Genomic DNA, 18,932 nt, shown 5'->3' with positions numbered 1-18,932 from the left:
TGGCAAGCATAGCACTCACTGGGAGCACAGCGACATGAGCATAGATCTTGTCGTCTTCGGGGAAAACTGGGGTTGGCCGTCGAGCGGCACCTATCATCTGGTCCGCCATCTCGGCGCCGGACGCAAGGTGGTCTGGGTCAATTCACCGACCGTCGGCTGCTGCTCCGCCTGCCCCCGCCTGAAGGTCGCGTCTCCCGGGGACGGCTACCGGCCGGACAGGATCCTCGCGCCGCTGACGCTGCCCCTTCCGACCGACCCCGCCGCGAGGGCGGCAAACCAGCAGTTGCTGGGCCACCAGATCCGCACCGCCATGGCGGCGCTGGGCCTGCGCCGGCCGATCCTGCTGACGTCGCGGCCGACGGCGATCGACGCGGTCGGCGAACTGGACGAACATGCCGTGGTCTATCATTGCGACACGGATTTCGCGCGGCACGACGGGGTCGCCCATTGCCCGCTGGAACAGCTGGAAATCGAGCTGGCCCGGCGGGCCGACCTGATCATCACGGCCTCGCCAGCCCTGGCCGCCCGGTTTCCGGCGTGCAAGACCGTCGTCATGGCGCAGGCCGGTTCGGCCCGCGACGAGATGGAGACCGGCTCGACGCTGTGGCGGACCCGCGCCGCGGAGGTCGCCCGCCTGATCGGAGCGCTGCGCTGAGCCCGGCTCAGGCCCGCGGCAGTATCTCCACGGTCTCGGCCAGCAGCCTGCCGTCACGGCCGAGAAGCCTGGCCTTCCGACCGAACAGGACGGTGCCCTCCTCCACCCGTCCGGCCTCGGCCAGGGATCCGGCCGCGGTCACCTTGAAGAAGGCGACGGGCTCGGTGGCGAAGGCGATCCCCTCCCGCTGAAGCGATCTGCCGAAAGGGACCGACGTCCCGGCGAGCCGCCGCAGGAGCGCGCCGTCGAACGCCCCGGGCTCCACCCGGATCTCCGCGATCTCGACCGGCAGGCGGGCCGGCTCCGTCATCAGGACGACCCGGCGGACGAGGGCCGCCGTCCCTCCGGCCAGGGTGTGGCAGGCGACTTCGGCGACGATCTCGGCCCGCCAATGGTCGGTCAGCACCGCGGTCATGGATTTCCCATGGTCCAGCAACGCGCGGAACGCGTCCGGAAGCGCCGAGGCCGGCACCAGATCGTGGGCGAAGGCGCCGTAGTCGGCGAGGACCGCAAGCATGTGATCGGGCGCCCCCCTGCGCTGGCCTGCGGACCGTCAGCCCGTCAGCGCGCCCTTGAGCAGGCCGGCGGCGCCGCCCCCGCCGCTGGAGTTGAGGTAGTCCAGGACCACCGGCAGGAACTTGGAGGCCATGTCCGGCGACAGGCCGAGGGACGAGAAGGAGCCTGCCAGCGGGGCGAGGGCTCCGAGACCGCCGCCGCTTCCGCCCGCCATCCCGCCGAGCGCGTCGGACGCCATGCCGGACAGCCCCCCGCCGCCGGATGCGCCGGCCCGGCCCGACGACGCGCCGGGAGCGGCGCTCATCAGTCCGCCGATGCCGGGCACCTGGTTCTCGACCTGCCCGAACTGATCCGGGCTCATCCGCTGCTTGGCGAGGTTGAACAGAGCGCCGGCGCCTCCCTCCGCCTGAGGCTTGGTGACGCCGAGCTGCGACGTCAGCGCGTTGACCAGCCCTCCGGCGTCGGCCGCGTCGGCGGCGCAGGGCATGCCGGCCGCCACGGCCAGCATCAGGGCGGAAGCGAGCACCAGGACCCGCGAGGAAAGGAATTGCCGCATGGTCTCTCGTCTCCGTACGTGATTTCGAGCTTCGCAGCCCCGGGATCGGGATCCCGGGGAGCTGCGGCGGTGGCGATGATGTGGGGCAGCAGTTCCGGACTTGCAACGCCGGCCTCCCGCGCCGGCAGCTATAGACCCCGGCCCGCCCGCGCCGCAACTCCCGCCGCAACCCGCGGAACGGCAGCCATGCCGACGGCATTTTTGACTCTGGCGTTGATGCGGTGCACAAACACGTTTGGCCTGACTATATACGAGGCATGCGCTCCGGCGGCGTGCCGGACGGGTTGGCATGAATACGAACGAAATACAGGAGGATGGGGTTTTGAGTGAATGGATCCAGATCGGCGGACTGCGGGTCGCCGCCGAGCTTCACGAGTTCATCGAGACGGAAGCGCTGCCCGGAACCGGTGTGGAGCCCAGCCAGCTGTGGACCGCGCTGGATTCCATCCTGCACGACCTGACTCCCCGGAATCGCGCGCTCCTGGCCAAGCGCGACGAGCTGCAGGCCAGGATCGACGCCTGGTACGGCGAGCACCGCGGCCGTCCGATCGACCTGGAGGAATACAAGGCCTTCCTGCGCGAGATCGGCTACCTGCTGCCGGAGGGCGAGGACTTCTCCGCCGCGACCGCCGACGTCGATCCCGAGATCTCGACGATCGCCGGCCCGCAGCTGGTCGTACCGGTCATGAACGCCCGCTACGCGCTGAACGCGGCGAACGCCCGCTGGGGCAGCCTGTACGACGCGCTCTACGGCACCGACGCCATCCCTTCCGACGACGAGAAGACGCCGGTCGGCGGCTATGATCCGCATCGCGGCGCCAAGGTGATCGCCTTCGCGCGCCAGGTGCTGGACGAGGCGGCCCCGCTCGCCGAAGGCTCCCACGCCGATGCCGCCGGCTATGCCGTCGAGGGCGGCAAGCTGGCCGTCACGCTCAAGGGCGGCAGCACCACCGGCCTGAAGGACCCGGCGCGGTTCGCGGGATACCAGGGCGACGCGGAGTCCCCGTCCGCCGTGCTGCTGGCCAACCACGGCCTGCACTTGGAGATCCGGTTCGACCGCCAGCACTTCATCGGCAAGGACGACCCGGCCGGCATCGCCGATGTCGTCGCGGAATCCGCGCTGACCACCATCATGGACTGCGAGGACTCGGTCGCCGCGGTCGATGCGGAGGACAAGGTCACCGTCTACCGCAACTGGCTCGGCCTGATGACCGGCAAGCTCACCGCCACCCTGGAGAAGGGCGGCAAGCGGATCGAGCGCCGGCTGAACCCGGACCGCACCTATGCCAAGCCCGATGGCGGCACCCTGACCCTGCCCGGCCGCAGCCTGATGCTGGTGCGCAACGTCGGCCACCTGATGACGATCGACGCGGTCAAGCTCAGCGACGGCGGCGAGGCGCCGGAAGGCATCCTGGACGCCGTGTTCACGACGCTGATCGCGATGCACGATCTGAAGAAGGGCGAAGGGGACCTCCGCAACAGCCGCGCCGGCTCGCTCTACATCGTGAAGCCCAAGATGCACGGGCCGGAGGAAGTGGCCTTCGCCGACGAGCTGTTCGGCCGGGTCGAGGAAGCCCTGGGCCTGCCGCAATACACGATCAAGATGGGCATCATGGACGAGGAGCGCCGCACCACGGTGAACCTCAAGGAGTGCATCCGCGCCGCCAGGCACCGCGTCGCCTTCATCAACACCGGGTTCCTGGACCGCACCGGCGACGAGATCCACACCTGCATGGAAGCCGGCGCCGTGCTGCGCAAGGGCGACATGAAGGGCGCCAACTGGATCAAGGCCTACGAGGACTGGAACGTCGATACCGGCCTTGCCGTCGGGCTGAAGGGCAAGGCGCAGATCGGCAAGGGCATGTGGGCGATGCCCGATCGCATGGCCGAGATGCTGGCCACCAAGATCGGCCACCCGCAGGCCGGCGCCAACACCGCCTGGGTCCCCTCGCCCACCGCCGCGACGCTCCATGCGCTGCACTACCACAAGGTCGACGTGGCCGCCCGCCAGGCCGAGCTTGCCGGGAAGAAGCGGGCCAAGGTGGACGAGATCCTGACCATCCCGCTGGTCGAGCGGCCGAACTGGACGGCGGAAGCGATCCAGCAGGAACTGGACAACAACGCGCAGGGTATCCTGGGCTACGTGGTCCGCTGGATCGACCAGGGCGTCGGCTGCTCCAAGGTGCCCGACATCAACAATGTCGGCCTGATGGAGGACCGCGCGACGCTCCGCATCTCCAGCCAGCACATCGCCAACTGGCTGCGCCACGGCATCTGCTCGGAAGAACAGGTGATCGAGACGATGAGGCGGATGGCCGCGGTCGTCGACCGGCAGAACGCCGGCGATCCGGATTACCGCCCGATGGCCGACGACTTCGACGGCAGCATCGCGTTCCAGGCCGCCCTCGACCTCGTCCTGAAGGGCCGCGAGCAGCCCAACGGCTACACCGAGCCGGTCCTGCACCGGCGCCGGCGCGAGCTGAAGGCCAGGCTGGCCGGCTGATAGAAGCTTGCGGGCACGGCGCGCGGAACCGGGATCCGCGCGTCACGCCTGCCCGAAGTAGCGGGGGAACGGCCGGCATCGAGTCCCGTTGATGGCTTCAGCCATAGCGTTGGAGTCCAGGAAACCATGTCCGGCATGCTCGATTGCCTGATCGTCGGCGGCGGCCCCGGCGGATTGACGGCCGCCATCTATCTCGTGCGCTACAGGCGCGACATCCTGGTGGTGGACGAGGATAAGAGCCGATGCGCCTGGATCCCGAACTCCCATAACCACGCGGGCTTCATGGAGGGCATCAACGGCATCGAGCTGCTGGAGCGGATGCGGTGCCAGGCCCGACAATACGGCGCCCGCATCGATACGGGCTCGATCGCCTCGCTGCGCCGCCTGGGCGACCGCGGTTTCCGCGCCACCACCGCCGACGGCGTCGAGCTGGACGCCGAGACCGTCATCCTGGCGACCGGCGTGATCGACGACCAGCCCCGCCTGCCCAACCTGTTCGACACGGTGCAGCGCGGCCTGATCCGGGTTTGCCCGATCTGCGACGCCTACGAGGTGATCGACCGCAAGGTGGCGGTGATCGGCCACGGTCGCGACGCCCTGGGCGAGGTGCTGTTCATCCGCGGCTACACGTCGGACCTGACCCTGCTGACGCTCGGCACGCCGATGAACCTGACGGCCGACGACCGTGCCAAGCTGTCGGACCTGGGCATCGCGATCGTCGAGGAACAGGTGGAGCGGGTGACCGAGGAGGCCGGCCGGATCACCAAGGTGATCCTGAAGAGCGGCGCCGAGCTGGCCTTCGACACGCTCTATTCCGCCCTCGGCACGCTGGCCCGCTCGACGCTGGCCGGCCAGCTCGGCGCCGACATGAACAACCAGGGCCGCCTGGCCGTGGACAGCCACTGCCAAACCTCCGTCCCCGGCTTCTACGCCGTGGGCGACGTGGTGGAGGGGCTGAACCAGATCTCCGTCTCCATGGGTCAGGCGGCGGTCGCGGCGACCGCGATCCACAACCTGCTGCGCCAGCGCGACGGCCTGATCCCGCCCGGCCGGACGCCTGCCGACCCGAAGCCGAAGCTGACGGAGGAGACGGTGCTGGCGAGCGACGCGCAAGACGCCGGGTGAAGTGGGTCACTGGCCAGCCGACATCGATCGGCGCCGGGGCATGCCATACGATTTTCAACGACTCTGACTGGGCCGGGCCACTATAAATGGGCAACTGGACGGGATGGCGGCGGAAGACGGAGCAGCCATCCTCAACAAGCCTGTCGGCGAAGACATGTGATGTGAGAACAGCCGCCTGAAATGCCGATACCTGATCGTCCAAAGATCTACCATATCGTTCACGTGGATAATCTCGCGTCGATAGTCGCGGACGGGTGCTTGTGGCCGGACTCCGTCATGGTAAAGCGGCAGAGGGCGGCAGTTATTGGAAACAGCGAGATCAAGGCTGATCGACTGCATCTGCCCGTTGATTGCCATGCGGGTACCTACGTCGGCGACTACGTTCCTTTCTATCTTTGCCCGCGCTCGGTGATGCTCTATGTCATTTCTAAGCGCAACCATCCCAATGTAACGTACAAGGATGGTCAGGAACCGGTCGTGCATCTCGTAGCGGACATGCAGGAGGTTGTAGCCTGGGCAGCCGTCAAAGAGCGTCGCTGGGCATTCACGGACATCAATGCGGCCAGTCGGGCGGCTGATTTCTACAATGATCTTGCTGATCTCGATAGGCTGAATTGGGCAGCGATTGCTGCAAGAAACTGGGCTTCCTGCCGAGATCACAAGATGGCAGAATTTCTTATGCACGAGAACTTCCCATGGGAGCTAGTCAGGGGAGTCGCCGTATACTCGGAACGAACTGGCACCCGTGCGATCGCAGCCCTAGGAAAAACTGAGCACAGACCAAAAGTGAAAGTAAAAAAAGATTGGTACTATTGATGGAGAACACCCGTGATTAATTTCAGGACAGGAGATATTTTGGCGGCAGACGTCGAAGCAATCGTCAATACAGTCAACTGTGTCGGAATCATGGGCCGGGGGATTGCCCTTCAGTTCAAGAATGCGTTTCCTGAAAATTTCAAAGCTTATGAAGCGGCTTGCGCACGCGACGAAGTGCAGCCCGGCAATATGTTCGTCTTCGAAACCCGCTCCCTCACGAATCCGAGATTCATCATCAACTTTCCTACCAAGCGGCATTGGCGTGGCAATAGCCGAATGGAAGACATCGACTCCGGTTTGAAGGCGCTTGTCGAAGAAATCCATGCACGCGGCATTCGCTCGATCGCGATCCCGCCGCTCGGCAGCGGCCTTGGAGGACTCGATTGGGCAGATGTGCGCCCACGGATCGTGGAAGCTTTGTCCAGCTTCGATGATCTGCGGGTGATCGTCTTTGAACCTAACAATACACTCGTCACCACTAAGTCGCGCGAGATTCCGGCCATGACGCCTGGGCGTGCTGCGCTCGTGGCGTTGATGCATCGCTATCTCGGCGGACTGATGGATCCGTTCGTGACACTGATCGAACTGCATAAGCTGATGTACTTCATGCAGGAAGCGGGTGAACCGTTGCGGCTTCAGTACACGAAAGGGCCGTATGGCCCATATGCTGAAAATCTCCGGCATGTTCTGCGCGCGGTCGAAGGACACCTTGTATCAGGTTACGCCGATGGCGGCGACTCACCGGACAAGCAGCTCGAACTGGTTCCAGGCGCGGTCAAGGACGCCGGATCCTTCTTGTCGGACAAGCAAGAAACGAGAGTGCGCTTCGATCGCGTCGCCCGGCTTGTGGAAGGATTCGAGACACCATTCGGGTTGGAACTTCTCGCCACGGTGCACTGGGTAGCGACCAAGGAGAATGCCGTCAGCCGAGAAGCCGCGGTTTCCAGGGCCTATGCCTGGAACGAGCGCAAGAAGCGGTTTTCTCCACGCCAGATCGGCATCGCCTTCCAGACCCTGCAGAGCAAGGGTTGGATTCCAAACACCTGACGTTACGTCCAAGAGCACCCTGAAGAACCCAGTTCGCCTGAAACCGTGATGTCCTCCGTCAGGACAGTGCCCAGGCAATCGATGGCTTCAAGGACCGATCCTCAAAGCGCGACTCACCGCGCCGCCAGCCGCCGCCGTTCCAGCCCCCCGTACCCTCCCGCGATCTCCTCGACCAGCTTGCGCAGGATGGCCTCGGCGAAGCTGTCGCGGTTCTCGGCGGTGCGGACGAAGGAGAAGGGGCCGCCGATGACGCTCTCCGCGTAATAATCCTCCAGCCAGTCGTATTCGTCCAGGATCGCCAGGGCGTTGATGGTGATGCCCCGGGCCACGGCGCGGTCGCGGGCACCCTCGACGTCCACGCCGCTGTTGCTGAAGCCGTTGCTGCAGATGTCGATGATCCGGCGGGGCGCCTCGAAGCCGTTGCCGTCGAACAGGTCGGCCGCCCGGTCGATGGCGCTGCCCATGGCGGTGCTGCCGTCCAGGGGCGGCCGTGTCATCGCGCCGATCCGTTCGGCGAAGGCCTTGGCGTCGGCGGCGTCCGCGACCCGCGCCCAGGGCACCACGATCTCCAGGGTGTTGGGGCCCGCCCATTGGACCAGCGTGACGGCGACCGACCGGGTGCCGCCGACGGTCAGGGACTCCGCCACCTCGGCGCTGCGGAAGGCGGCCGCGTGGCCGCGCAGCTGGAATTCCAGCGCGCCCGTCGTGATGCTGCCCGACGCGTCCACGGCCATCACCAACTCAAGGTCGACCGGCTGGTCGGCCCGTGCGGCGGCGCCGGCCAGCAGGAGGAGGACGGCCGCGGCCAGGCTTCGGATGAGGATCATTCGGGAACTCCAATGCTGCCCAGCGCATGCCGTACCACCTTGCGCATCACCGTGGGAACGGCGTGTTCCGACAGCCGGTCGACCGGCACCCAGATGCCGTCGGCCCGCATCCAGCCGTCGCCATCCCCGGCGCCGAGTCGGGCGGCCGCGACCTGAAGTTCCAGGTGAAAATGGGTGAAGGTATGGCGGACCAGCCCGGGCAGCAGCCGCCAGGACGCAGCGAACGGCGCCTGGACCGAGGCCGCGGCCAGGCTCTGGGCCGGCCGCTCCAGCCAGTCGCCCGACGGCACCTCGATCATGCCGCCCAGCAGCCCGCTCTCGGGGCGGCGGCGCAGCAGCACCGCGCCTTCGGGGTTGAGCAGCCAGAACGCCGTGCCGCGGCGGGTCGGCTTCTCCGCCTTGGGCGTCTTGCGCGGCAGCGATTCGGCGATGCCGGCGGCCCGGGCGGCGCAGCCGTCGTGCCAGGGGCATCGCGGGCATTTCGGCTTGCGCGGCGTGCAGACAGTGGCGCCCAGGTCCATCACGGCCTGGGCATAGTCCCCGGGGCGCCGGTCCGGCGTGATGGTGTCGGCCAGCGCGCGGAGCTTCTCCTTGGAGGCCGGCAGCGGCTCCTCGACCGCGAAAAGCCGCGCCATCACGCGTTCCACGTTGCCGTCCAGCACGGTGGCGCGGCGGTCGAAGGCGATGGCGGCGACGGCCGCGGCGGTATAGGCGCCGATGCCCGGAAGTTGCCGCAATTCCTGTTCATTATCGGGAAACCGGCCGCCGTGCCCGTCGGCCACCACCCGGGCGCACTTGTGCAGGTTGCGCGCCCGGGCGTAGTAGCCGAGCCCCGCCCAGGCGTGGAGGACGGCGTCGAGGTCGGCCGCCGCCAGGTCGGCGACGGTCGGCCAGCGCCGCAGGAGTTCCTGGAAATAGGGTCCGACGGTGACGACCGTGGTCTGCTGGAGCATGATCTCCGACAGCCAGACATGGTAGGGGTCGGCGGTCCTGCCGGCCGGCGCGCGCCAGGGCAGCACGCGCCGGTGCCGGTCGTACCAGCCCAGCATCGACCGGGCCAGTTCGTCCGGTTCCATGATCCGGGCTGGGGTCCGGGCCGGCGGCGCGGGGAAAAGGCTTGGTTCCGAGTGCAATGTCATGGTGTGTTGTCGCCCCGCAACAGGTGCTTTAACAATAGCTTCGATGAGAATAGTCTCTGCGCTCCGTTTACCCACCCGCTTCAGTCCCTCACGTTTCGGAGATCCCCCAATGGCAGCCCCCCGCCCACTCGCCAGAATCGTGCCCAAGGTGGCCGGCAAGGCGCTGGGCAAGCGCGGCATGGCGTTCGGCACCCTGATCACGGACTGGCCGACCATCATGGGGCCGGACTTGGCCCGAAGCACCCTGCCCCAGAAGCTGGCCTTCCCGCCCGGCCAGCGCGAGGGGGCCACGCTGCACCTCAAGGTTTCAGGCGCCGCCGCTCTCGACGTGCAGCACTCCGAACCCCAGGTGATCGAACGGATCAACGCCTTCTTCGGCTACCGGGCCGTCGACCGGATCAAGCTGATCCAGGGTCCCCTGCCCGGCGCGCCGCGGCGCCCCAAGGTCCAGCGCCCCATGACGCCGGAGGAGGAGGCCGGCATCCAGCGGGCCGCCGGTCCGGTCGAGGATCCGACCCTGCGCGACGCGCTGGTGCGGCTCGGAAGGGCGATCCACGCCAAGACGAGTTCCTGATTCGCCCCCTTACCCCGTCCAGCGCTTGCCCGATCGGGTAGGCCGACCTTATACTCACTAGCTCTTGTATGCAGGAGGGCATCTTGCGCCGCTATATGCTGGGATTGGCCATGGTCGCCGTGGTCGCTGTTGGGGCCGGCGTCGGCCTCGTGAACACCGGCGTCATCGCCAAGGAGAAACCGGCACCCGAAGTCATCGCGCCCGCGCAGGCCGGGACCGTCCCGGACGACGACTCCACGCCGAAGCCGACCCAGGTGGTCCAGGCCCAGCTCGCCCAGGGCCAGGCGGCCCAGGCCCAGGTGGCGCAGGCCGCCGAGAAGAACGACCCGCTGAGCGAGCGCGTGCTGGGCGACCCCAACGCGCCGATCACGATCCTGGAATATTCCTCGCTGACCTGCCCGCACTGCGCCAGCTTCCACGCCAACACGCTGCCGCAGCTGAAGAAGGACTACATCGACACCGGCAAGGCCAAGCTGGTGTTCCGGGACTTTCCGTTCGACCGGGCGGCGCTCCAGGCGAGCATGCTGGCCCGCTGCTCCAACCCGGAGCGGTACTTCGGCTTCCTCGACGTGCTGTTCAAGAGCCAGAACAAGTGGGCCGGCGCCAGCGATCCGGCCCAGGCGCTGGCCCAGACCGGCAAGCTGGCGGGCGTCGGCGAGCAGCAGTTCCAGGCCTGCATGGGCAACGAGGCGCTGGCCAACAAGCTGATCGAGCGCCGGCTGGAAGCCGAGCAGAAGTACCAGGTCCAGTCCACGCCGACCTTCGTGATCCTGCGCGGCGACGCCACGGAGAAGATCGTGGGCGCCCAGCCGATCGCCGAGTTCGCCCGCGTGCTCGACAAGCTGGGTTCCTGAGCGGCGCTCGGGCGGGCAATCGCAGCAGGTACCGGACAGGATTGGGGTCGGCCGCGCCGTGCAGTTCGTCAAGCTCCGCATCTCCGGCTTCAAGTCGTTCGTCGACCCCACCGAACTGGTGATCGAGCCGGGCATGACCGGCATCGTCGGTCCCAACGGCTGCGGCAAGTCCAACCTGGTCGAGGCGCTCCGCTGGGTCATGGGCGAGACCTCGGCCAAGAAGATGCGCGGCGACGACATGGACGACGTCATCTTCGGCGGGACCGACAGGCGGCCGGCCCGCAACATCGCCGAGGTGACGCTGGGGGTGGACAACTCGCGGCGCACCGCCCCCGCCGGCTTCAACGAGTTCGACGACCTGGAGATCCAGCGCAGGATCGAGCGCGGCTCCGGGTCCGACTACCGGATCAACGGCAAGCTGGTGCGCGCCCGCGACGTCCAGTTGCTGTTCGCCGACAATGCCAGCGGCGCCAATTCCCCGGCATTGGTCAGCCAGGGCCGCATCGGCACCCTCATCAACGCCAAGCCGACCGAGCGCCGCGTCCTGCTGGAGGAGGCGGCCGGCATCACCGGGCTGCATTCCCGGCGCCATGAGGCGGAGCTGCGCCTGAAGGCGGCCGAGGCCAACCTGATGCGCCTGGACGACGTGATCGTCACCATGGACGCCCAGCTCGGCACGCTGCGCAAGCAGGCGCGGCAGGCCTCGCGCTACCGGAACCTCAGCGAACAGGTCCGCCGGACCGAGGCGGTGCTGCTCCACATCAGATGGATCGCGGCCCAGGCGGCGCTAGCGGCGGCGCGGCTCGCCTTCAACGATGCCGAGGTGCTGGTGCGCGACCGCATGGGCGAGGTCGCGGCCGAGACCACCCGGCGCGCCGCCGACGCCGAGGGGCTGCCCCGCCTCCGCCAGGCCGAGGCCCAGGCGGCTCAGGCGCTCCAGCGGCTGGTGATCGCCCGCGAGGCGCTGGACGCGGAGGAGAAGCGGGTCGCCGAGGCCCGGACCGCCAACCAGCGCCGGCTGGCCCAGGTCGCGACCGACCTGGCGCGCGAGCGGGCGCTGGCGGAGGACGCCGGGACGGCGCTGGCCCGCCTCGCCGACGAGCGGGACGGCCTGGTCGAGGAACAGGGCGACGAGGCCGCCGTCGAGGAGGCCGCCCGCGAGTCCCTGGCGGAGGCCCGCGAGCGTGTCGAGGCGCTGGACCGGGAGCTGACGGCGCTGACCGAGCGGACCGCGGCCGACGATGCCCGGCGCACCGCCCTTCAGCGGCAGTCCGCCGACCTGGACCAGCGGCTGGCGACCGCGACCCGCCGGCTCGACGAGCAGCAGCGCCAGCGCGCCGCCCTGGAGGCCGAGCTGGCGTCCCGCCCCGACATCGAGGCGGCGGAGCAAGCCGTCGCCGCCGCGGAGGAGGCGCTGGACCTCGCCCGCGACCGGGCCGAGGCGGCGGAACACGCCAAGGCGGCGGCCGAAGCGGCGCAGGCCCGGAGCCGCGATGCCCTGCAGGCGGCGGATGGCGCCCGCGCCCGGCTGAAGGCGGAGGAGACGGCGCTGTCGGAGCTTCTGGAGTCCGGCTCCGGCGACCTGTTCCCGCCGCTGATCGATGCCGTCGCCGTGGCGCCGGACTACGAGGTCGCGATCGCCGCGGCGCTGGGCGACGGCCTGACGGCACCGCTGGACGAGGCGGCGGCGGTCCACTGGCGGGCGCACCCGGCGCTCGACCGGACCGCGCCGCTGCCCGCCGGGGCGGAGCCGCTGGCCTCCCGGGTCAAGGCGCCCCCCGCCCTGGCCCGCTGCCTCGACCATATCGGCGTCGTCGCGGGTGCCGAGGAGGGCAACGCCCTGGCCCCGACCCTGCTGCCCGGCCAGATCCTGGTCACGCGCGACGGCGCGTCCTGGCGCTGGGACGGGCTGTCGGTCGCGGCGGGAGCGCCGACGGCGGCCGCGATCCGGCTGAAGCAGCGCAACCGCCTCGCCGAGCTTCGCCTGGAGCTGGAAAGCGCCGAGGATACCTCCGTCCACGCGCGGGAGGAGTTCGAGGCCGCCCGCACCGCCGCGTCGGAGGCGGCGGCCCAGGAACGGCGCTGCCGGGACGCCGTGCGGGACGCCTTCGGCGCGGTCGGCCGGACCCGCGACCAGCACGCCAAGCTGGCCCAGGCCGCTGCCGCCGCGGCCTCCCGCCTGACCGCCCTGGCCGAGGCGGTGGACCGCCTGGACGCCGACCGCCGCGAGGCCGAGCGCCAGGTCGCCGAGGCGCGGGCCGCCCTGGACGCGCTGCCCGAATCAGGCCGGGCGCGGGAGCGGGTCGCCGAGCTGCGCGCCACCCTGGCGGAGACCCGCGCCGATCTGGCCGGCCGGCAGAACGCGCTGGACCGCACCCTGCGCGAGGCCCAGGGCCGGCGCCAGCGCCTCGCCGCGATCGAGGCGGAACGGCGCGGCTGGACGAACCGGTCCGACGGGGCGGACGAGCGCCTGGCCGAACTGATGGAGCGCGCCGAGACCGCGAAGGCCGAGCTTGAGGAGCTGGCCGGCCGGCCCGATGAGATCGAGGCGGAGCGCGCCGACCTGGCGACCCGGATCGCCGATGCCGAACGGGTGCGCAAGCGCGCCGCCGACACCCTGAACGAGGCCGAAGCGACGCTGGCCGCCACCGAGAAGCGCCTGAAACAGGCCGAGACAGGGCTGGGCGACGCCCGCGAGGCCCGCGTGCGGGCGGAAGCCGCCGTGGCCTCGGCCCGCCAGACGCTGGAGGCGGTGCGGGAGCGGATCGCCGAGAAGCTGGAATGCGCGCCGGAGCAGACGGCCGCCCTGGCCGACCTGCCGCCCGGCGAGCCGCTTCCGGACCCGGCCGGCATCGAGGCGCGGCTGGAGAAGCTGGCGCGCGAGCGCGAGAACATGGGACCCGTCAACCTGCTGGCCGAGGCCGAGGCGGCCGAGCTGGACCAGCAGATCGCCGGCATGCAGAGCGAGCGCGCCGATCTGGTCGCCGCGATCGGCCGCCTGCGCCAGGGCATCTCCAGCCTCAACAGGGAGGCGCGGGAACGGCTGCTGGCCTCGTTCGAGACGGTGGACCGGCATTTCCAGGACATGTTCGTCCGGCTGTTCGGCGGCGGCAAGGCGTACCTGAAGCTGACCGAGGCGGAGGACCCGCTGGACGCCGGGCTGGAGATCTATGCCAGCCCGCCGGGCAAGCGGCTCCAGGTGCTGTCCCTGCTGTCGGGCGGCGAGCAGGCGCTGACCGCGCTGTCGCTGCTGTTCGCCGTGTTCCTGACCAACCCGGCGCCGATCTGCGTGCTGGACGAGGTGGACGCGCCCCTGGACGAGGCCAACGTCGACCGCTTCTGCACCCTGGTCGAGGAGATGGCCCGCGTCGGCGCCACCCGCTTCCTGATCATCACTCATCACCGCCTGACCATGGCCCGGATGGACCGGCTGTTCGGCGTCACCATGGGCGAGCGCGGCGTTTCCCAGCTGGTGTCCGTCGATCTGCGCCGCGCCGAGGAACTGCGGGGCGCCGCCTGATCCCGCCAGCCTCTTCCGTGCCCATCCGCCTCCGTGGGATGTGACTAAGCGGTCCGCCGGGCATAGACTGTGGGAAATCCCTGACCATTGACGGCGGACCGGTACTGCGCACCATGACTTCCTGCGACTTCCTGATCATCGGCGGCGGCATCGCCGGAGCTTCCGCGGCCTACGAGCTCTCGTCCCGCGGCCGCGTCGTGCTGCTGGAGCGCGAGGCCCAGCCGGGCTACCACTCGACCGGCCGCTCCGCCGCCCTCTATACCGAGACCTACGGCAACGCGGCGATCCGGGCGCTGACCGTCGGCAGCCGCCCCTTCTACGACGCCGCCGTGGCTTCGGGCTTCGCCGCGCATCCGGTGCTGACCCCGCGCGGCGTGGTGCTGGTCGGGCGGGACGACCAGAGGGACGGCCTGGACGGCGCCTTCCGCACCGGCAGCGTCCTGACGCCGTCGGTGGAATTGCTGGACCGCGAGGCGACCCTGGCGCTCGCCCCGATGCTTCGGCCGGACTATGTCGCGGGCGCGGTGTGGGAGCCGGACGCCATGGACATGGACGTCCACGCGATCCACCAGGGCTATCTGCGCGGGCTGCGCGCCCGGGGCGGCGAGGTCGTGACCGACGCGGAGCTGACGGGACTGAGCCGCCGGGACGGGACCTGGCGGGCGGAGACCCGCGCCGGAGCCTTCGAGGCCCCCTGGATCGTCAACGCCGCCGGGGCCTGGGCCGACGCGGTCGCCGGGATGGCGGGGCTGGCCCCGGTCGGCCTGGTGCCGAAACGCCGGACGGCGATCACCTTCGATCCCACGCCGATCCCGGACGAGGCCGGCCTGCCCCGCTGGCCGATGGTTTGCGACGTGGACGAAACGTTCTATTTCAAACCCGAGGGCGGCCGGCTCCTGGGCTCGCCGGCCGACGAGACGCCGGTCGAGCCTTGCGACGTCCAGCCGGAGGAACTCGACGTTGCCCTGACGGTTGACCGGATCGAGCGGGCGTGCCTGTTCAAGGTCCGGCGGATCGGCCACCGCTGGGCCGGGCTTCGCACCTTCGCCCCGGACAAGAGTCCGGTGGTGGGTCCCGACCCGGAGGCGGAAGGATTCTTCTGGCTGGCCGGCCAGGGCGGCTACGGCATCCAGACGGCGCCTGGAATGGCGCGGACCGCCGCCGGGCTGCTGGCCGACGGGCGGGTGCCGGAGGATCTCGCCGCCCTCGGCGTGAAGGCCACGGATCTGGCGCCGGAGCGGTTGCGGGCGCCCTGAAGAAGGAAGCGAGCCATGATCTCCCCTGCAACGGTCTCCCTGCGCTTCGCCCTGCTGGCGCTCTGCGCCGGGGCACTGGCGTCCTGCGCCAATCCGCGCGCGGACGAGGCGCTGTTCGCCCAGACCGCCTTCGTGGGCATGCCCAAGGAGACGCTGCTGTCCTGTGCCGGCGTCCCGGAACGAATGGCCGAGGTCGGCAACCTGGAATATTTCACCTACTCCAGCAATCGCACGGTGGTCTACCAGAGCTATTCGCCGCTCCTTGGATATGGCCGCTATCCCTATCACGGCTATGGTTACGGCTTTCCCTATTACGGCTCCTTCGCGCCGACCTACGATTTCCGCAGCTTCAGCTGCAACGCGACATTCACGCTCCGCGACGGCGTCGTCGAGCGGATCGTCTATGGCGGTCCGGAGGGCGTCGGCGGCAGCCAGTTGGCCCAGTGCCAGACCATCATCGAGAACTGCCTGGCCCAGGTTGCCGCCCCGGCGACGCCGGCTGGGCGATGAGGGCCGGGTGATGAGGGCTGGCGACAATAAAGAGAGGAGCGACAACTCCGGCTTGCACGGCGCCCCGGGAATGGACGTATCATGGCCCGTCGAATGACAAGACCAACGATGGCGGCCCGCCCGCATCTTGCCCACGGGCCGCCCTGACAAGGAGGAGCAGGTTCCATGCATGTCGCAGCCGTCATCAAGCGCAAGGGCTCCAGCGTCGTCTCCATCGCGCCCGAGCGAACCATCGGAGAGGCCGCGAACCTGCTGACCGAGAACCGGATCGGTGCCGTCCTGGTGATGGACGACAACGAGGGCATCCGCGGCATCATCTCCGAACGCGACATCATACGCGCCCTGACCAGGTTCGGCGCCGACACGCTGAACCGGCGGGTCGATGAGGTCATGACCCGCAACGTGCAGCAGTGCTCCCCCTCCGATACCATCGCCGAGATCATGACCGTCATGACCACCCGGCGCTTCCGCCACCTTCCCGTGGTCGAGGACGGCAAGCTGCTGGGCATGATCAGCATCGGCGACGTGGTCAAGCAGCGGCTGGACGAGACCGAACTCGAGGTGGAGACCCTGCGCGGCTACGTGACCGGACAGGGGTGACGCCGGCCCGCCGTGTCGGGCCAGTGTAGGCGAAGCGCCACACCTGCGGGCGCTTCGTCTCCCTCCTTGCACGGGGAGCTTGACGTTTACGTAAACTGTTAGTACCCCTTTCTCCCATATCCGCGGGAAAGATCAACGATCCGCGGAAGAAAGAATCAATCGGGAGAAGACACCCAATGAACCCCATCAAGCGCTTCCCGGGACGTGCGACGGCGTCGATCCTGGCCGCCACCTCGGCGATCGCCCTGCTCGCCGGCACCCAGGCCGTCCAGGCCGCCGGCTTCTACATCAAGGAGCAGAGCGTCACCGGGCTGGGCCGCGCTTTCGCCGGCGAGTCCGCGATCAGCGAGGACGCCAGCACCATCTTCTTCAACCCCGCCGGGATGACCCGGCTGGAAGGGCCCGAGGCGACCGCCGGCGTCCACCTGCTGATCCCGCGCGCCGACCTGGAGAACCGCGGCTCGACCGCGACCGTCCAGACTCCCGCCGGGGCGCTGACCCGCCCGATCGTCGGCAACGACGGCGGCAATCCCTATGACCCGACGCCGGTGCCGAACGCTTATTTCGCCTATCCGCTGATGGACCGGGACCTGTGGGTGGGCCTGGGCGTCTCCGCCCCGTTCGGCCTCGCCAACAAGTACGATGCGAACTGGTTCGGCCGCTACGACTCGATCGAGACGGACCTGCTGACCCTCAACATCGCACCCAGCGTCGCGTACCGGGTGAACGACTGGATCTCGATCGGCGGCGGCATCGACATCCAGTATGCCGACGCCAAGCTGACCAACGCGGTGTTCACCGGGACCGGCCCGGACATCATCTCCAAGGTGGAGGGCGACGACTGGACCTTCGGCTACAATGTGGGTGTGCTGTTCGAACCGATCCCGACCACGCGGATCGGCATCCATTACCGGTCCCAGATCGAGCACACGCTTGACGGCGACGTGCAGCTGAGCCGGGCCGGCACCACGTTCAACACCTCTTCCGGCACCGCCGACCTCAACCTGCCCGACATCATCGCGGTCGGCGTCGTCCACGAACTGACCCCGAAGCTGACGCTGATGGCGGAGTACAACTGGTACGGCTGGAGCAACTTCGAGGAGATCCGCGTCAAGCGCCCAGGACTGCCCGACCAGGTCGTCGGCCAGAACTACGAGGACACCTTCTCGCTGGCCGTCGGCGCCCAGTACCAGATCAACGATGCGTGGACGGTCCGCGGCGGCTTCCAGTACGACGAGACCCCGACGGTGGACAATTTCCGCTCGACCCGGACGCCGGACGCCGACCGCTACTGGCTGAGCGCCGGCGCCTCCTACGCCCTGTCGGAGAGCTTCGTCGTGGACGTGGCCTATACCCACATCATCATCGACGACGCCGACATCAACACCACCCAGCCCGGCGCCGTCGCGGCCCTGTCCACCAACACCCGCGCCGTGAGCGAGGGCAGCGTCGACATCATCGCGGCGTCGCTGCGCTACAAGTTCTGAGGTGCTGCGGGGCGCGGCGGGGCCTGTTTAAGCGGCGCGGCGGTCCCGGTGCCCTTCGCGGCCCGGGCCGCCGCCCCGCTCGCGGTGGCGGAAGGGCTTTTGCGTGGGGTTTGCCGACGTCGGCCGCCCGGCGCCGGCGGGGGCCGGCGCAGGGTCACTATCGGAGGTCACTGTTTCGGCCGGGGCCTCTGACGCGGCCTCTTCCGGGGCCTCGGCCGGCATCTCGGCAGCGGGGGCGTCGTCATCCTCGGCCGGGTCGAAATCCAGCTGCTCCAGGTCGGCGTCGGGATGCGGGGCGTCGCTGACATAGTGGTGGGGAATCCGCTTGTCCCGGATCACGCCGCGCAGCTTGAGCCGCAATTCGACCGCGCGCAGGGCGAGCGACAGCGACTTCCTGTCCATGGCCTCGGCGATGATGGTCTTGACGGTCTCCGCCGCCTCCTCCAGGTCGGACTGGTGGCTGCCGTTGCGGGCGGCGCGGAGTTGATCGACCCGGATGCGGATCTCCGGCCGGGTCATCAGGAAGGCTCCGCGCTGCTTCGCCCCGTTCGGCGAATACCCCGCCCGCCGGGCCGCCTCCGCCCCGCCGACATTCTCGGCCATGGCTTGGCAGAACGCCTCCTGGCGGGCGGTCAGGCGGATCACCGGGGTGGATGAGGAAGGGGGGGCTGGTTGCATGGCGGCGGACCTTGAGCGGAAGCGGAGGATGTCTAAATTTATCGGGATCTTATGAACAAAACAAGAACAAATACGATCGGACGGAACGGAGTTCAGGGAACGGGGAAATCCTTGGAGTTCCTGCACGGTAGTGTTCGTCCACTCGCGGGAGTGCCGGCGTCGGCCTTTGGCCGAAACCGACCTACGGCCCCCTGCTCCGCCGAAAGCCACGAGCCGGTCACCGGCGGCACGAGACATGCGGCCCGAGTTTCCGGCTCATTCCTCCTCGA

At 69.0% G+C, this 18,932-nt stretch carries 17 protein-coding genes; 12 read left to right on the top strand and 5 right to left on the bottom strand.

Translation table 11 applies throughout. From position 1 onward, the window contains the following. Positions 1-34: 34 nt before the first annotated feature. Positions 35-655 (top strand): glycosyltransferase family protein, encoded by a 621-nt coding sequence (locus tag IGS68_RS04470; protein ID WP_201077653.1) that lies wholly within the window; start codon positions 35-37, stop codon positions 653-655. Positions 656-662: 7 nt separating this feature from the next. Here IGS68_RS04470 and IGS68_RS04465 read toward each other — a convergent pair whose 3' ends face one another. Further along, positions 663-1,172 carry a hypothetical protein gene (locus tag IGS68_RS04465; protein WP_201077651.1) on the bottom strand — a complete coding sequence of 170 codons (510 nt, stop codon included), beginning with the start codon at positions 1,170-1,172 and terminating at the stop codon, positions 663-665. A gap of 36 nt (positions 1,173-1,208) precedes the next feature. Continuing rightward, a complete protein-coding gene (locus IGS68_RS04460) occupies positions 1,209-1,727 on the bottom strand; it encodes a DUF2780 domain-containing protein (protein ID WP_201077649.1) in 519 nt (172 codons plus the stop codon). Between the two features lie 322 nt (positions 1,728-2,049). Here IGS68_RS04460 and IGS68_RS04455 point away from each other — a divergent pair, with 322 nt between their 5' ends. The 4 genes from IGS68_RS04455 to darG all read left to right on the top strand — a co-directional run bounded on the left by IGS68_RS04455 (position 2,050) and on the right by darG (position 7,218). After that, positions 2,050-4,230: a malate synthase G gene (locus IGS68_RS04455; RefSeq protein ID WP_201077647.1), complete on the top strand. Its 2,181-nt coding sequence runs from the start codon at positions 2,050-2,052 to the stop codon at positions 4,228-4,230. A gap of 126 nt (positions 4,231-4,356) precedes the next feature. Then, positions 4,357-5,355, top strand: a complete 999-nt coding sequence (locus IGS68_RS04450; RefSeq protein ID WP_201077646.1) for an NAD(P)/FAD-dependent oxidoreductase — start codon at positions 4,357-4,359, stop codon at positions 5,353-5,355. A 180-nt stretch (positions 5,356-5,535) separates the two neighbouring features. Next, on the top strand, positions 5,536-6,171 hold the full coding sequence (gene darT / locus IGS68_RS04445; RefSeq protein WP_201077645.1) for a type II toxin-antitoxin system toxin DNA ADP-ribosyl transferase DarT: 636 nt from the start codon (positions 5,536-5,538) through the stop codon (positions 6,169-6,171). Between the two features lie 12 nt (positions 6,172-6,183). After that, the gene (gene darG / locus IGS68_RS04440) at positions 6,184-7,218 is read left to right on the top strand and encodes a type II toxin-antitoxin system antitoxin DNA ADP-ribosyl glycohydrolase DarG (protein ID WP_201077644.1); all 1,035 of its coding nucleotides are present in this window, start codon (positions 6,184-6,186) and stop codon (positions 7,216-7,218) included. A 113-nt stretch (positions 7,219-7,331) separates the two neighbouring features. Here the strand turns inward: darG and IGS68_RS04435 are convergent, their stop codons facing one another. Both IGS68_RS04435 and mutY read right to left on the bottom strand, forming a co-directional pair. Continuing rightward, on the bottom strand, positions 7,332-8,045 hold the full coding sequence (locus tag IGS68_RS04435) for a DUF1194 domain-containing protein (protein ID WP_201077643.1): 714 nt from the start codon (positions 8,043-8,045) through the stop codon (positions 7,332-7,334). Next, positions 8,042-9,121 (bottom strand): A/G-specific adenine glycosylase, encoded by a 1,080-nt coding sequence (gene mutY / locus IGS68_RS04430; RefSeq protein WP_201077642.1) that lies wholly within the window; start codon positions 9,119-9,121, stop codon positions 8,042-8,044. The genes IGS68_RS04435 and mutY overlap by 4 nt, the downstream gene beginning before the upstream one ends. 172 nt (positions 9,122-9,293) lie before the next feature. Between mutY and IGS68_RS04425 the strand changes: the two genes are divergently transcribed. The 7 genes from IGS68_RS04425 to IGS68_RS04395 all read left to right on the top strand — a co-directional run bounded on the left by IGS68_RS04425 (position 9,294) and on the right by IGS68_RS04395 (position 17,985). Then, on the top strand, positions 9,294-9,758 hold the full coding sequence (locus tag IGS68_RS04425) for a DUF721 domain-containing protein (protein WP_201077641.1): 465 nt from the start codon (positions 9,294-9,296) through the stop codon (positions 9,756-9,758). Between the two features lie 83 nt (positions 9,759-9,841). Continuing rightward, positions 9,842-10,612, top strand: coding sequence for a DsbA family protein (locus IGS68_RS04420; protein WP_247881171.1), 771 nt, complete (start codon positions 9,842-9,844; stop codon positions 10,610-10,612). Positions 10,613-10,670: 58 nt separating this feature from the next. Beyond that, positions 10,671-14,132, top strand: coding sequence for a chromosome segregation protein SMC (gene smc / locus IGS68_RS04415; protein ID WP_201077640.1), 3,462 nt, complete (start codon positions 10,671-10,673; stop codon positions 14,130-14,132). Positions 14,133-14,245: 113 nt separating this feature from the next. Beyond that, positions 14,246-15,388 carry an NAD(P)/FAD-dependent oxidoreductase gene (locus tag IGS68_RS04410; RefSeq protein ID WP_201077637.1) on the top strand — a complete coding sequence of 381 codons (1,143 nt, stop codon included), beginning with the start codon at positions 14,246-14,248 and terminating at the stop codon, positions 15,386-15,388. Positions 15,389-15,403: 15 nt separating this feature from the next. Beyond that, positions 15,404-15,898: a hypothetical protein gene (locus IGS68_RS04405; RefSeq protein WP_201077635.1), complete on the top strand. Its 495-nt coding sequence runs from the start codon at positions 15,404-15,406 to the stop codon at positions 15,896-15,898. Positions 15,899-16,063: 165 nt separating this feature from the next. Beyond that, positions 16,064-16,498 carry a CBS domain-containing protein gene (locus IGS68_RS04400; protein ID WP_201077634.1) on the top strand — a complete coding sequence of 145 codons (435 nt, stop codon included), beginning with the start codon at positions 16,064-16,066 and terminating at the stop codon, positions 16,496-16,498. 176 nt (positions 16,499-16,674) lie between these two features. Continuing rightward, complete coding sequence (locus IGS68_RS04395) at positions 16,675-17,985, top strand: OmpP1/FadL family transporter (RefSeq protein ID WP_201077632.1); 1,311 nt, start codon at positions 16,675-16,677, stop codon at positions 17,983-17,985. A 27-nt stretch (positions 17,986-18,012) separates the two neighbouring features. Here IGS68_RS04395 and IGS68_RS04390 read toward each other — a convergent pair whose 3' ends face one another. After that, complete coding sequence (locus tag IGS68_RS04390) at positions 18,013-18,663, bottom strand: terminase small subunit (protein WP_201077630.1); 651 nt, start codon at positions 18,661-18,663, stop codon at positions 18,013-18,015. Positions 18,664-18,932 lie beyond the last annotated feature (269 nt).

It is taken from the genome of Skermanella sp. TT6, from assembly GCF_016653635.2.
GTDB lineage: Bacteria > Pseudomonadota > Alphaproteobacteria > Azospirillales > Azospirillaceae > Skermanella > Skermanella cutis.
The sequence above is the reverse complement of the archived record's forward strand: the minus strand, read 5'-3'. Positions and strand labels throughout refer to the sequence as shown.

Coding starts and splice junctions, on each gene's coding strand:
- darT (WP_201077645.1), top strand. CDS start 5,536: ATGCCGATACCTGATCGTCCAAAGATCTACCATATCGTTCACGTGGAT.
- IGS68_RS04405 (WP_201077635.1), top strand. CDS start 15,404: ATGATCTCCCCTGCAACGGTCTCCCTGCGCTTCGCCCTGCTGGCGCTC.
- IGS68_RS04400 (WP_201077634.1), top strand. CDS start 16,064: ATGCATGTCGCAGCCGTCATCAAGCGCAAGGGCTCCAGCGTCGTCTCC.
- IGS68_RS04470 (WP_201077653.1), top strand. CDS start 35: ATGAGCATAGATCTTGTCGTCTTCGGGGAAAACTGGGGTTGGCCGTCG.
- IGS68_RS04435 (WP_201077643.1), bottom strand. CDS start 8,045: ATGATCCTCATCCGAAGCCTGGCCGCGGCCGTCCTCCTCCTGCTGGCC.
- IGS68_RS04410 (WP_201077637.1), top strand. CDS start 14,246: ATGACTTCCTGCGACTTCCTGATCATCGGCGGCGGCATCGCCGGAGCT.
- IGS68_RS04425 (WP_201077641.1), top strand. CDS start 9,294: ATGGCAGCCCCCCGCCCACTCGCCAGAATCGTGCCCAAGGTGGCCGGC.
- IGS68_RS04450 (WP_201077646.1), top strand. CDS start 4,357: ATGTCCGGCATGCTCGATTGCCTGATCGTCGGCGGCGGCCCCGGCGGA.
- mutY (WP_201077642.1), bottom strand. CDS start 9,121: ATGGAACCGGACGAACTGGCCCGGTCGATGCTGGGCTGGTACGACCGG.
- IGS68_RS04395 (WP_201077632.1), top strand. CDS start 16,675: ATGAACCCCATCAAGCGCTTCCCGGGACGTGCGACGGCGTCGATCCTG.
- IGS68_RS04460 (WP_201077649.1), bottom strand. CDS start 1,727: ATGCGGCAATTCCTTTCCTCGCGGGTCCTGGTGCTCGCTTCCGCCCTG.
- IGS68_RS04465 (WP_201077651.1), bottom strand. CDS start 1,172: ATGCTTGCGGTCCTCGCCGACTACGGCGCCTTCGCCCACGATCTGGTG.
- IGS68_RS04390 (WP_201077630.1), bottom strand. CDS start 18,663: ATGCAACCAGCCCCCCCTTCCTCATCCACCCCGGTGATCCGCCTGACC.